General features: G+C 72.1%; 12 protein-coding genes and 1 riboswitch. Of the genes, 11 read left to right on the top strand and 1 reads right to left on the bottom strand.

Going from position 1 to position 12,806, the window contains the following annotated elements; all coding sequences use genetic code 11:
- The first annotated feature begins 141 nt into the window (after window positions 1-141).
- The 10 genes from ADY59_RS31225 to ADY59_RS31270 all read left to right on the top strand — a co-directional run bounded on the left by ADY59_RS31225 (window position 142) and on the right by ADY59_RS31270 (window position 11,712).
- Window positions 142-747, top strand: a complete 606-nt coding sequence (locus ADY59_RS31225; protein WP_049569599.1) for a phosphoribosylanthranilate isomerase — start codon at window positions 142-144, stop codon at window positions 745-747.
- A gap of 99 nt (window positions 748-846) precedes the next feature.
- Window positions 847-1,605 carry a GNAT family N-acetyltransferase gene (locus ADY59_RS31230; protein WP_049569603.1) on the top strand — a complete coding sequence of 253 codons (759 nt, stop codon included), beginning with the start codon at window positions 847-849 and terminating at the stop codon, window positions 1,603-1,605.
- Between the two features lie 63 nt (window positions 1,606-1,668).
- The gene (locus ADY59_RS31235; RefSeq protein WP_049569606.1) at window positions 1,669-2,250 is read left to right on the top strand and encodes a CDP-alcohol phosphatidyltransferase family protein; all 582 of its coding nucleotides are present in this window, start codon (window positions 1,669-1,671) and stop codon (window positions 2,248-2,250) included.
- Window positions 2,251-2,254: 4 nt separating this feature from the next.
- Window positions 2,255-4,756, top strand: coding sequence for a mannose-1-phosphate guanyltransferase (locus ADY59_RS31240; protein ID WP_049569609.1), 2,502 nt, complete (start codon window positions 2,255-2,257; stop codon window positions 4,754-4,756).
- Between the two features lie 235 nt (window positions 4,757-4,991).
- Entirely contained in the window at window positions 4,992-5,504 is a 513-nt protein-coding gene (locus ADY59_RS31245; protein ID WP_049569613.1) for an FHA domain-containing protein, read from the top strand.
- Window positions 5,505-5,527: 23 nt separating this feature from the next.
- On the top strand, window positions 5,528-6,154 hold the full coding sequence (gene ftsR, locus ADY59_RS31250; RefSeq protein WP_063780839.1) for a transcriptional regulator FtsR: 627 nt from the start codon (window positions 5,528-5,530) through the stop codon (window positions 6,152-6,154).
- A 106-nt stretch (window positions 6,155-6,260) separates the two neighbouring features.
- Window positions 6,261-6,731: a bifunctional nuclease family protein gene (locus ADY59_RS31255; protein ID WP_082310546.1), complete on the top strand. Its 471-nt coding sequence runs from the start codon at window positions 6,261-6,263 to the stop codon at window positions 6,729-6,731.
- Window positions 6,732-6,878: 147 nt separating this feature from the next.
- Complete coding sequence (locus tag ADY59_RS31260) at window positions 6,879-7,499, top strand: MerR family transcriptional regulator (RefSeq protein ID WP_049569618.1); 621 nt, start codon at window positions 6,879-6,881, stop codon at window positions 7,497-7,499.
- Window positions 7,500-7,647: 148 nt separating this feature from the next.
- A riboswitch (glycine riboswitch) is annotated at window positions 7,648-7,740 on the top strand.
- A 165-nt stretch (window positions 7,741-7,905) separates the two neighbouring features.
- The gene (gene gcvP / locus ADY59_RS31265; RefSeq protein WP_197093946.1) at window positions 7,906-10,737 is read left to right on the top strand and encodes an aminomethyl-transferring glycine dehydrogenase; all 2,832 of its coding nucleotides are present in this window, start codon (window positions 7,906-7,908) and stop codon (window positions 10,735-10,737) included.
- A 126-nt stretch (window positions 10,738-10,863) separates the two neighbouring features.
- Window positions 10,864-11,712 carry a tetratricopeptide repeat protein gene (locus ADY59_RS31270; protein WP_049569624.1) on the top strand — a complete coding sequence of 283 codons (849 nt, stop codon included), beginning with the start codon at window positions 10,864-10,866 and terminating at the stop codon, window positions 11,710-11,712.
- A gap of 45 nt (window positions 11,713-11,757) precedes the next feature.
- Here ADY59_RS31270 and ADY59_RS31275 read toward each other — a convergent pair whose 3' ends face one another.
- Window positions 11,758-12,117 (bottom strand): hypothetical protein, encoded by a 360-nt coding sequence (locus tag ADY59_RS31275; protein WP_156325849.1) that lies wholly within the window; start codon window positions 12,115-12,117, stop codon window positions 11,758-11,760.
- Between the two features lie 82 nt (window positions 12,118-12,199).
- Here ADY59_RS31275 and ADY59_RS31280 point away from each other — a divergent pair, with 82 nt between their 5' ends.
- Complete coding sequence (locus ADY59_RS31280) at window positions 12,200-12,793, top strand: alpha/beta hydrolase family protein (RefSeq protein WP_049569630.1); 594 nt, start codon at window positions 12,200-12,202, stop codon at window positions 12,791-12,793.
- The last annotated feature ends 13 nt before the right edge of the window (window positions 12,794-12,806 follow it).

The following is a 12,806-nucleotide window of genomic DNA, read 5'->3' on the forward strand; positions in this document are numbered from 1 at the left end:
CCGCAAACCCATCGAAGCCACACAGCCACGGACGCGGTGCGCCCGCGTCCGCTCCGGCGGTGCGCCCGCCCCGCGTCCGTGGCTGTGTGGCTTCGATGGGTTTGCGGTGTGGGGCCCCGCCCTCCCGATAGGGTTTGTGGTGTGTATGTGAAGATCTGCGGTCTCAGCGAGCCCGAGCACGTGGCCACCGCCGTCGAGGCGGGCGCCGACGCGATCGGCTTCGTGCTCACCCGCAGCCCGCGCCGGGTCACGCCCGGGCGCGCCGCCGAGCTGGCCGCCCTGGTTCCGGCGCACGTGCTGACCGTCGGCGTGTTCCGCGGCGAGGACCCCGCGACCGTGCGGGCCGCCGCCCTCGCCGCCGGGGTGCGCGGCATCCAGCTCCACGGCCGCCACCCGCACGGCGACTTCACCGCGCTCAAGGATCTCGGCCTGACGCTCGTGCGCGCCGTCGACGCCACCGCCGACCTGAGCTGCGGCGCCTTCGACGAGAGCCTGCTCATCGTCGACGCGCCACGCCCCGGCTCCGGCGAGCCCTGGGACTGGGCCGCCGTGCGGGGCCGCCCCACGGGCCGCTGGCTCCTCGCGGGCGGCCTCGCCCCCGCCAACGTCGCCGAGGCCGTCACCGCGGCCCGCCCGTGGGGGCTGGACGTCTCCAGCGGCGTGGAGACCGCCCCGGGCGTGAAGGACTCCGCCCTCATCACCGACTTCCTCCGAGCCGCCCGTGATGCCGCCCGTGATGCCGTCTGAGTCTCCTGCTCACCAGGAAGGCACGGTCCCGAGGGGCGCGGCTGTGCGTGGCGAACGTCCGGCGGGGAGCCGGATCAGGAAGGGGCAGGGACGCTGATCATGGGTGAGACGGCCGCGGAGCTGCGGCGGGCACTGGAGTTCGTGCGGGAGTTCACGCGCCGGCGCGCGCCCCGGGTGCTGGAGGTGCCCGGCGGGTTCGCGGTGCTCGACGACCGCTACCCGGGCTCGTACGACGACAACAAGCTCGTCGTGTGGGACGGCGACGACCCCGGGGCCGTGCTGGAGGCGGCCGAGCGGGCGCTGGACGGGCGGGCGCACCGCCAGGTCAACGTGGACGACGACACCCTGGGCGCGGCCTTCGCGCCCGCGTTCGCGGCGGCCGGCTACGAGCACGAGGTGAACCTCGTGATGGTCTTCCGCGGCACCCCGCCGGCCGAGCCGCCCGCGGCCGGGCGTCTGGAGGTGGCGGAGCTGCTGCCGGTGCTGCGGGAGGGGTGGCGCGAGACGCTGCCGGACGCCTCCGAGGAGGTGGTCGACTCGCTGGCCCGGCGGATCGAGACCCGGCTGCGTGGCGCCGACCGGGTGGGCTTCCGGGGGGTCCGCGCACCGGACGGGACCCTCGCCGCCCACGCCGACCTGTACGCGCACGGGGGCGTCGCGCAGATCGAGAGCGTGGTCACCCCCACCCGGCACCGGGGCAACGGCCACGCCCGCGCGCTCATGCGCTCGCTGCTCGCCGAGACGGCCGGCAGCGAGCTGGTCTTCCTGCTGGCCGACGCCGCCGACTGGCCCAAGGACTTCTACGCCCGGCTCGGTTTCGAGACGGTGGGACGTACACACGCGTTCCTGAAGACCTGACGCCGTCATAACGGCGCAATGGGCGCCGCTGGGCAGGAAGTTTGACGCAGTAGGGTCTGGGACGTGAGTGAAACTTCCGCCGAGGACCGAATCTGGACGGTTCCGAACCTGCTGAGCTTCCTGCGCCTCCTCGGCGTGCCCGTGTTCCTCTGGCTGGTTCTGGGGCCGAGGGCGGACGGGTGGGCCATCGCGGTGCTCGCGGTGGCCGGGTTCACCGACTGGCTCGACGGGAAGATCGCCCGGGCGTTCAACCAGACCAGCAACCTGGGCCGGATCATCGACCCGGCGGCGGACAAGCTCTACGTGTTCGCCACGATCCTGGCGCTGCTGGTGCGGGAGGTCATCCCGTGGTGGCTGGCCGCCGTCATCCTGGCGCGCGAACTCTTCGTCGCGTGTTTCATCCCCGTACTTCGCAAACATGGATACAAGGCACTCCAGGTGCATTTTCTGGGCAAGGCCGCCATGTTCAACCTGATGTACGCCTTCCCTCTGCTCTTCCTTGCCTCCCACACTGGGTGGTATGCCGATATAGCCCGCATTGCCGGGTGGGCGTTCGCGCTCTGGGGAACGGGCCTGTACTGGTGGGCGGGCGCGTTGTATGTGATACAGGTACGCCGGCTCGTAACCGCGACCACGAAGGAGTGATCGGGTGAAGGCGGTCGTCATGGCGGGCGGTGAGGGCACCCGGTTGCGTCCGATGACGGCCAACCAGCCCAAACCCCTGCTTCCCGTGGTCAACCGCCCGATCATGGAGCACGTCCTGCGGCTGCTCAAGCGGCACGGCGTCACCGAGACCGTGGTGACCGTCCAGTTCCTGGCCGCCCTTGTGCGCAACTACTTCGGCGACGGCGACGAGCTCGGCATGAGCCTGCAGTACGCCACCGAGGACGTCCCGCTCGGCACGGCCGGCAGCGTGAAGAACGCCGCGACGCGCTTACATGACGACCGGTTCCTGGTCATCTCCGGCGATGCCCTGACGGATATCGACTTATCCGACATGGTCCGCTTCCATCGCGAAAATTCGGCACTTGTCACCATCGGCCTGAAGCGCGTCCCGAACCCCCTCGAATTCGGCATCATCATCGTCGACGAACTCGGCAGGGTGCAGCGCTTCCTGGAGAAGCCCACGTGGGGCCAGGTCTTCTCCGACACCGTCAACACCGGCGTCTACGTCATGGAGCCCGAGGTGCTCGCCCACGTGGCCGCCGGCGAGCCCGTCGACTGGTCCTCCGACGTCTTCCCCCGCCTCCTGGAGCGCGGCGCCCCCATCTACGGCTACGTGGCCGGCGGCTACTGGGAGGACGTCGGCACCCATGAGAGCTATCTCAAGGCCCACGCCGACGCCCTGTCCGGCAAGGTCAGGCTGGACATCGGCGGGTTCGAGGTCTCGCCCGGCGTCTGGGTGGCCGCCTCCGCCTCCGTCGAGCCCGACGCCGTGCTCAAGGGCCCGCTGTTCGTCGGCGAGTACGCCAAGGTCGAGGCGGGCGCGGAGTTACGCGAGTACACCGTCCTGGGCAACAACGCGGTGGTGCGCGAGGGCGCGTTCCTGCACCGGGCGATCGTGCACGACAACGTCTACCTCGGCCCCGGCACGCACCTGCGCGGCTGCGTGATCGGCAAGAGCACGGATGTGATGAGCGGCGCCCGGATCGAGGAGAACGCGGTCGTCGGCGACGAGTGCGTCATCGAGGCCGAGGCGTACGTCTCCAGCGGGGTCCGGGTCTACCCGTTCAAGACCATCGAGGCGGGCGCGGTCGTCAACACCAGCGTGATCTGGGAGTCGCGCGGCCAGCGCAGCCTGTTCGGGCCCCGGGGCGTCAGCGGCCTGGTCAACGTGGAGATCACCCCCGAGCTGTGCGTCCGGCTGGCCAGCGCGTACGCCACGACGCTGCGCAAGGGCGCGAACGTCGTCACCTCGCGCGACTCCTCGCTGGCCGCCAGGGCGCTGAAGCGGGCCGTGATCGGCGCGCTCACCGCCAGCGCCATCAACGTGCTGGACCTGGAGGCCGCGCCGCTGCCCGTGGCCCGCTTCCACGCCACCCGGGGCACGGCCGCCGGCGGCATCGCGATCCGCACGACGGCGGGCGACCCGCAGAGCGTCGACATCGTCATCATGGACGACCGCGGCGCCGACCTGCCCCCGGCCGCGCAGCGCAAGCTGGAACGGGTCTTCTCCCGCCAGGAGTTCCGCCGCGCCTTCCCCGGCGAGATCGCCGAGCTGACCTATCCGGCCAGGGCCATGGAGGACTACACCCACGAACTGCTGCGCCGGGTGGACATGACGGGCGTACGCGACATGAAGGTGGTCGTGGACTGCGCGGGCGGCACCTCCTCGCTGGTGCTGCCCCGGCTGCTCGGCCGGACCGGCATCGAGGTGCTCACGGTCAACGCCGCCCTGGACGACCTGTCGCCCACCGAGACGCTCGCCGAGCGCCGCCGCGACCTGCAACGCCTGTCGGAGCTCGTCAGCTCCTCCAGGGCCGCCTTCGGGGTGCGGTTCGACCCGGTGGGGGAGCGCGTCGCGCTGGTGGACGAGATGGGCCAGCTCATCGGCGAGGAACGCGCCCTGCTCGTGGTGCTCGACCTGGTCGCCGCCGAGCGGCGCGGCGGCCGGGTGGCGCTGCCCGTCACCACCACCCGCGTCGCCGAGCAGGTGTGCCGCTTCCACGGCGTCGAGGTGGAGTGGACCACCACCGCCGTGGACGCCCTCACCTCGGCCGCCGCCGGACCCGGCATGATCTTCGCGGCCGACGGCCGGGGCGGCTTCGTGGTGCCCGAGTTCAGCCCGGCGCTGGACGGCCTGGCGGCGTTCATGCGCCTGCTCGGCCTGGTCGCCCGCACCCGGCTCTCGCTCAGCCAGATCGACGCCAGGATCCCCGAGGTCAAGCTGCTCAGGCGGGCGATCCCGACGCAGTGGGCGGTCAAGGGCGCCGTCATGCGCTCGGTCATCGAGGCCGCCGAGGCGGCGCCGGGCGGCCACGTCGACACCACCGACGGCGTGCGGGTGGCGGGGGAGGACGGGAGCTGGGTGCTCATCCTGCCCGCCGCCACCGAGCCCGTCACCCACCTGTGGGCCGAGGCGGCCGATGTCGACACCGCGCAGCTCCTGCTGGAACGATGGGCGCGCGTGGTCGAGCGGGCGACCACCTGAACCCGGCGATTTGTCGGGATGGCAGGCAAGATCGTAATGTTGGAAAGGCGCGGCGGCATGGACCTTCAGGCGGGGGCGGCGGTAACTTTGTCAGCGTCCAGCCTGTCGTCCAGCGCCCCGCCTTGACCTTTGCCGCTGATCAGCGTAAGTTGCGGCATTCGCAAACTTGAGAGCGAAGCGAGGCGCGCCCCGAGCACCGTTGCCGCGTCTTCGCGGTAGGAGGCCGAGCCGATCGATGCCGAGCGTCTACTGCACGCAGTGCGGGCACGCCAACCCCGAGGATGCCCGTTTCTGTTCCCGCTGTGGGTCACCGTTGACCAGACCCGAGGTCTCAGGGGATACCACATCGACGATCTCCGTGGCGGGAATCGAGGCGTACGAGGCAGAGACCGGTGACATGCTGCTGGCCGAGCGGGCGCTGGTCGAACAGCTCCCGCCCGGCGCGGCGTTGCTGACCGTGACCAGGGGGCCCAACCAGGGCAGCCGCTTCAAGCTCGACAAGGAGCTCACCACGACCGGGCGCCATCCGGAGAGCGACATCTTCCTCGACGACATCACGGTCTCGCGCCGGCACGTCGAGTTCTACCGCCACCGCGGCGGCCAGTTCTCGGTGCGTGACGTGGGCAGCCTCAACGGCACCTACGTCAACCGCGAGCGCATCGAGGAGGTTCCGCTCCACTCGGGCGACGAGGTGCAGATCGGCAAGTTCCGGCTCCTGTTCCTGATGCGGACACCCGCCGGCACATGAGTTCGCAGGCGGCACGCTCGCACATGAGCATCGGGGAGGTGCTCGCCCTGCTTCAGGGCGAGTTCCCCGACGTCACCGTCTCCAAGATCCGTTTCCTGGAGGGCGAGGGGCTCATCGAGCCCGAGCGCACCCCGTCCGGCTTCCGCAAGTTCACCCACCTGCACGTCGAGCAGCTGCGCTACATCCTCACCGAGCAGCGCGACCACTACCTGCCGCTGCGGGTGATCAAGGACAAGATGGCGGAGAGCTTCGGCCGCCCGCGCGCCCTGCAGGACAAGCAGGAGGTCAGGCTCAGCCGCGCCGAGCTGCTGGAGGCCGCCGGGCTCGACGAGGAGACGCTCACCGAGCTGGAGGACTACGGCCTGCTCGCGCCCAAGGCCAGGCGCTACGACGAAGACGCGCTGAAGGTGGCGCGCAGCGTCGGCGCGCTGGCCCGGTTCGGCCTGCACGCCCGCCACCTGCGGGCGGTCAGGGCGGCGGCCGAGCGCGAGGCGGGGCTGGTGGAGCAGACCGTGGCGCCGATACTCAAACGCCGGGCGCCCGGCGCGATCGGGGAGGCCGACGAGACGGCCAGGGAGCTGTCCGCGCTCCTGCTCGATCTGCACGCCGCCCTGCTCCGTACGGGCGTACGGAGCGTTCTCGGGCGATGAGCGGCCCGCGGGACATTCAGGGCTCCCCGGGTGTTACGTTGAATTGCAGAAGCGGACCAGCGATGACCTGTGCCGGGCCACCGGCCAGTCGAATATGGAGCAGCCCGTGTTGCAGATGGAGGTCGTGGGCGTTCGCGTAGAAATGCCTACTAATCAACCGATCGTCTTGCTCAAGGAGGCACACGGGGAGCGGTTCCTGCCGATCTGGATCGGCATGACGGAAGCGACGGCCATCGCGCTGGCCCAGGCGGAGGAGCCTCCTCCGCGGCCACTCACCCACGACCTGTTCAGGGACGTGCTGAGCGCGCTCGGCGTGGGCCTGCGCGCCGTCAACATCGTCGCGCTGCGTGACGGCATCTTCTTCGCCGACCTGGTGTTCTCCAACGGCGTGGAGGTGAGCGCCCGGCCGTCCGACTCGATCGCGCTCGCGCTGCGCACCGGCGCGCGCATCTTCGCCAGCGAGGAGGTCGTCCAGGAGGCCGGAGTGATCATCCCGGACGACCAGGAGGACGAGGTGGAGAAGTTCAGGGAGTTCCTTGACACGATCTCTCCCGAGGACTTCGGCAGGGCGGGGTAGGTATTTCAGTGCATTTACGCTTCACGACGCGCCGAGCCGGATCGTTGACTGCGCATGGTCACGGTCCTACGGTGCAAGTGAAACCCGTGGTCGCCTTTTACGAACCCCCAGATCAGGCCACGGGATGAGAGAAAGCCGGAGGTCCGCGTGGCGGTCAGCAGCGGCGAGGGAAAGACGGCCGGCCAGGAAGATCCGGTACGGCGCGAGAGCGCGCGGCAGCGTGCCGGGGAGCAGGGCCTGCTCTTCGACGAGCAGCCCACGACGCTTCCCGACGACATCGGATACCGCGGGCCGACGGCCTGCGCGGCGGCCGGCATCACCTACAGGCAGCTGGACTACTGGGCGCGCACCGGTCTGGTGGAGCCCACGATAAGAGCCGCCCAGGGCTCGGGATCGCAGCGGCTCTACAGCTTCCGCGACATCCTGGTGCTCAAGGTCGTCAAGCGGCTCCTCGACACCGGGGTCTCCCTCCAGCAGATCCGCACAGCCGTGCAGCATCTGCGTGATCGCGGGGTCGCCGACCTCGCGCAGATCACGCTGATGAGCGACGGCGTCAGCGTCTACGAGTGCACCTCGGCCGACGAGGTGATAGACCTGCTCCAGGGCGGCCAGGGCGTGTTCGGCATCGCGCTCGGCCGGGTCTGGCGCGAGGTCGAGGGATCCCTCGCGGAGCTGCCGGGGGAACGCGCGGCGGTCGCGGACACCGTCCCGGCCGAACACCCCGCTGACGAACTGGCCCGGCGGCGCCGCGCCCGGCGCACCGGGTGACCCCGCGGATCACGGCGGACCGCTGATCGCGGCCCGCCGTTCGTGTGCGCCCGGCCCGCGGGAGCCCGGGGCGTCTGTCTCCCAGAGTGCGGACCCCGCTGCCTGCGGTGGATCGCCGGACAGGGCATAGTAATCTAGGACATGCTGTCGACCCCGTGCGGGAGAGACCCCGGCTGGCCCGGGGCGCCGAAGGAGCAACCCTCCCCGGAATCTCTCAGGCATCCCGTACCGCTCGGGTGAGGCAACTCTGGAAAGCAGGTGCGCCCGCCAGGCGTACTTCACCGACGGTGCAAGCCCCGCGGGGTGAAGCTCTCAGGTCGCGATGACTAGCGCGCGGTGACAGAGGGGGAGATCCGGCATTCGCCCGCGCCCAGCGCCGGTCTCCATAGCCTCGGGAGGCATCTCCATGACCGATCTGTCAGCACCGCCGTTCTCGGCCCGGCACATCGGCCCGTCCGCGGCCGAGCAGCAGCGCATGCTCGAGACCGTCGGCTTCGAGTCGGTGGCGGACCTGGTGGCCGTGGCCGTCCCGGAGGCCATCAGGGCCAAGGACCGGCTCAAGCTGCCCGCCGCCGCGAGCGAGACCGAGGCGATCGCCGAGCTGCGCGCCCTCGCCGGCCGCAACCAGGTGCTCACCTCGATGATCGGCCTCGGCTACCACGACACCGTCACCCCGGCCGTCATCCGCCGCAACCTGCTGGAGAACCCGGGCTGGTACACCGCTTACACCCCCTACCAGCCGGAGATCTCGCAGGGCCGCCTGGAGGCGCTGCTCAACTTCCAGACCGTGGTCTCCGACCTCACGGGCCTGCCCGTCGCCGGCGCGTCCCTGCTGGACGAGGCCACCGCCGCGGCCGAGGCCATGACGCTGGCCCGGCGCGGGGGCAAGGCCAGGAGCGACGTGTTCGTCGTCGACGCCGACGCGCTTCCGCAGACGAAGGCGGTGCTCGCCACCCGGGCCGAGCCGCTCGGCATCACGCTCGTGGAGAGCGACCTGGAGGGCGAGCTGCCGGAGTGCTTCGGCGTGCTCGTGCAGTACCCGGGCGCCTCCGGCCGGCTGCGCGACTTCCGCGCCGTGGCCGCGCGGGCGCACCAGGCCGGCGCGCTCGTCGTGGCCGCCGCCGACCTGCTCGCGCTCACGCTGCTGGCCGCCCCGGGCGAGCTCGGCGCCGACATCGCCATCGGCTCCTCGCAGCGGTTCGGCGTGCCGTTCGGGTTCGGCGGCCCGCACGCGGCCTACATGTCCGTACGTGACGGGCTGCAGCGGCAGATGCCCGGCCGCCTCGTCGGGGTGTCGGTCGACGCCGACGGCGCCCCCGCCTACCGGCTGGCCCTGCAGACCCGCGAGCAGCACATCCGCCGCGAGAAGGCCACCAGCAACATCTGCACCGCCCAGGTGCTGCTCGCGGTGATCGCCGGCATGTACGCGGTCTACCACGGGCCCGAAGGGCTGCGCCGCATCGCCGGCCGCGTGCACCGGCACGCCGCCACCCTGGCCGAAGGGCTGCGCCGGGGCGGCGTCGAGGTCGTGCACGGCGAGTTCTTCGACACCGTGCTCGCGCGCGTGCCCGGCCGCGCCGCCGAGGTCGTCGCCGCCGCCGCCGGGCTCGGCGTCAACCTGTGGCGGGCCGGCGACGACCACGTCTCGATCGCCTGCGACGAGAAGACCGGCCCCGCTGAGCTGGCCAAGGTCTGGGAGGCGTTCGGCGTCGAGCCCACCGCCACCGACACCGGCACCGCCGCCGACGCGCTGCCGGCCGCGCTGCTGCGCGAATCGGACTACCTGACCCACCCGGTCTTCCACGAGCACCACTCCGAGACCGCGATGCTGCGCTACCTGCGCAAGCTGCAGGACAAGGACATCGCGCTCGACCGCTCCATGATCCCGCTCGGCTCCTGCACGATGAAGCTGAACGCGACCACCGAGATGGAGCCCATCACCTGGCCCGAGTTCGCCGCGATCCACCCGTACGCGCCCGAGGCCCAGGCCGCCGGCTACCGGGAGCTGATCGAGACGCTGGAGGGCTGGCTGGCCGAGGTGACCGGCTACGACGCGGTCTCCATCCAGCCGAACGCCGGCTCCCAGGGCGAGTTCGCCGGGCTGCTGGCCATCCGCGCCTACCACCGGGCGGCCGGTGACACCGGGCGCGACGTCTGCCTCATCCCGTCCTCGGCGCACGGCACCAACGCCGCCAGCGCCGTCATGGCCGGCATGCGGGTCGTGGTCGTGGCCTGCGACGACGACGGCAACATCGACCTGGCCGACCTCGACGCCAAGATCGGCAAGCACCGCGACCGGCTGGCCGCCATCATGGTCACCTACCCGTCCACGCACGGCGTGTACGAGGAGAGCATCACCGAGGTCTGCGCCAAGGTGCACGAGGCCGGCGGCCAGGTGTACGTCGACGGCGCCAACCTCAACGCGCTCGTCGGGCTGGCCAAGCCGGGCGAGTTCGGCGCCGACGTGTCCCACCTCAACCTGCACAAGACGTTCTGCATCCCGCACGGCGGCGGCGGCCCCGGCGTCGGGCCCGTCGCGGTCCGCGGCCACCTGGCCGCCTATCTGCCCGGTCACCCGCTGCGCGACGGCGCCGCCGTCGGCCCGGTGTCGGCCGCCCCGTACGGCTCGGCGGGCATCCTGCCGATCTCGTGGGCGTACATCAGGATGATGGGCGCCGACGGCCTGACCGCGGCCACCGAGCAGGCCATCCTGTCGGCCAACTACCTGGCCCGGCGGCTGGCCCCGCACTACCCCGTCCTCTACACCGGGCGCGGCGGGCTGGTGGCCCACGAGTGCATCGTGGACCTGCGGCAGATCACCAAGGAGACCGGCGTCACCGTCGACGACGTGGCCAAGCGCCTCATCGACTACGGCTTCCACGCGCCGACCATGTCGTTCCCCGTCGCGGGCACGCTCATGATCGAGCCGACCGAGAGCGAGGACCTGAACGAGCTCGACCGGTTCGCCGACGCCATGATCGCCATCCGCGGCGAGATCGCCAAGGTGGCGTCCGGCGGCTACGACAAGGCCGACAACCCGCTGCGCAACGCCCCGCACACCGCCGGGGCGGTCACCGCCGACGAGTGGCCGCACCCGTACACCCGGACCGAGGCCGCCTACCCGGTGTCCTCGCTGCGCGACGGCAAGTACTGGGTGCCGGTGCGCCGCATCGACCAGGCGTACGGCGACCGCAACCTGGTGTGCTCCTGCCCGCCGCTGGAGGCGTACGAGGACTGAGCGCCCTAGGAAGGCCCCGCCCGCGCCGGGCGGGGCCTTCCGCATTCCAGGCCGGCTCGGTCAAGTGAGCAGACATGATCGTCAGAAGTGGTTAAGCTCGGTGCGATCGCCGCCGAAGGAGCTCTCTTGACGTCCTCAGAGCTGCAGACCCCGCCCCTCGACACCGCCCGCCGGCTGGCCGAGCACGGCGACCTCGACGGTGCGGCGGCCATTCTCGCCGACCTCGCCGCCACCGGCGGGCCCGACGCGGCGCAGGCCGCCGTGGGGCTCGCCGTCGTCCTCGACCAGGCCGGCGACGCCGCCGGCGCCCGCGCCGCCGCCCGTGCCGCGCTCGCCACCGGGCATCCCGAGTTCGCCGCCCAGGCGGCCTGCCACCTGGCGCAGGGCTTCGAGCGTGAGGGCCGCCTCGGTCAGGCCAGGGGCGCCTGGCAGGCCGTCCTCGGCGTCGGCACGCCCGCCTACGTGCCGCTGGCCCACCTGGCGCTCGCCCGGCTCGCGCTGGAGTCCGGCGACCTCGACGAGGCCGAGTCCGCCTTCCGCGCCGCCCTCGACACCGCAGGAGGGGCCGGCGGCGGGCACGACGACGGCGCCGCCGCGAGCGTGCCGGGGGCCGGTGACGGGGCCGAGGTGCGGGTGCACGCCGTGCAGCAGCTCGCCGACCTGCTCATCGAGCGCGGCGAGCCGGGAGAGGCGGCCGACCTGCTGCTGGAGGCCCTGCGCGACGCCTCCGGTGACGACGCCGCCCGGCTGCGGGTCCAGCTCGGCATCGCGCATCTGGAGCTGGCCTGCGCCGAGTTCGCGGGCGCCGTGGAGGACGGCGGCGAGGCCCAGACGAGCGCGCTGGCCATCGAGCTGCTGGCCCGCACCCTGCCGCTGCGCGGCCGCGCCGACGACGCCGACCACGTGTGGGCGTACGGCCTGGACCACGAGGACGAGACGCTCGCCAGCGAAGTACGCCTGCGCTACGACCGCTGACGCCCCGGGCTCGACGAACCCCGCAGGCCGGATGCGGCGGGGCGGTTATGGGCGGCGGATGATGGCGGCGGCGGCCGCTACGTTGATGACGACGATGGCGACCCAGGCGATCAGCAGGCCCGCCAGGCCGGCGCTGCCCGACGCGATCGCCGTCAGCGGGATGCCGAGACCCATCGAGCCCAGCGCGACGGGGATGATGGCGGCGCCGTTGGGCTTGTGATGCTTGTATTCCTTGCGCGGCTTGCCGCCGTGCTGCTGGAGCTCGGCCTGGACGCGGGCGGCGATCGTCGCGTCGATCCGCTCGACCAGCGAGTCGACCAGCGCGGCTTCGTATTCAGGGCCGAGGTCGCGGCGGGCGTCGAGCGTCGCCTGAAGGTCCTCGCGCATGGGACTCGTCTCTCGCATGGTGGCCATCATGCCCGTTCGGCGGCGCGCCGTCATCAGACCTGAGAGCCATGTTGACCTCATCCCCAGGTACGGTGCTGCCATGGAGATCATGACTGCGCGGGGCCCCGCGCGCGTCGAGATCGACGAGGCCGAACGGGCCAGGCTGCTGCTCGTGCTGACGCACGGGTCCGCCGGGAGTGTGGACGCGCCGGATCTGCTGGCCGTACGGGACGCGGCGCTGGCGGCGAGGGCGCACGTGGCCAGGGTGACGCAGGCCTTCCGGGTGGCGGGCGCGCGGGCGCCGGGCACGCCCGCGCGCCAGGACGAGGCGTGGCTGACGGTGCTGGCGCGGGTGCGGGCGCGCTGGCCGGAGCTGCCGCTGGTGCAGGGCGGGCGGAGCAACGGGGCCCGGGTGGCCTGCCGGACCGCGACGGCGGTGGGGGCGGCGGCGGTGGTGGCGCTGGCGTTCCCGCTGCACCCGCCGGGCAAGCCGGAACGTTCCAGGGCGGAGGAGCTGCGGGGCGCCGGGGTCGACGTGCTGGTGGTGAACGGGGACCGGGATCCGTTCGGGGTGCCGGAGGCGGCGGACGCGGCGCGGCTGGTGGTGCTGCCGGGGGAGGGCCATGACCTGAAGAAGGACCCCGCCCGCGTGGGTGAGGTGGTGGCCGAATGGCTGAAGCTCTACTGGAAGTAGCCGGGGCCCCGGC

It is taken from the genome of Nonomuraea sp. SBT364 (genome assembly GCF_001083785.1).
GTDB lineage: Bacteria > Actinomycetota > Actinomycetes > Streptosporangiales > Streptosporangiaceae > Nonomuraea.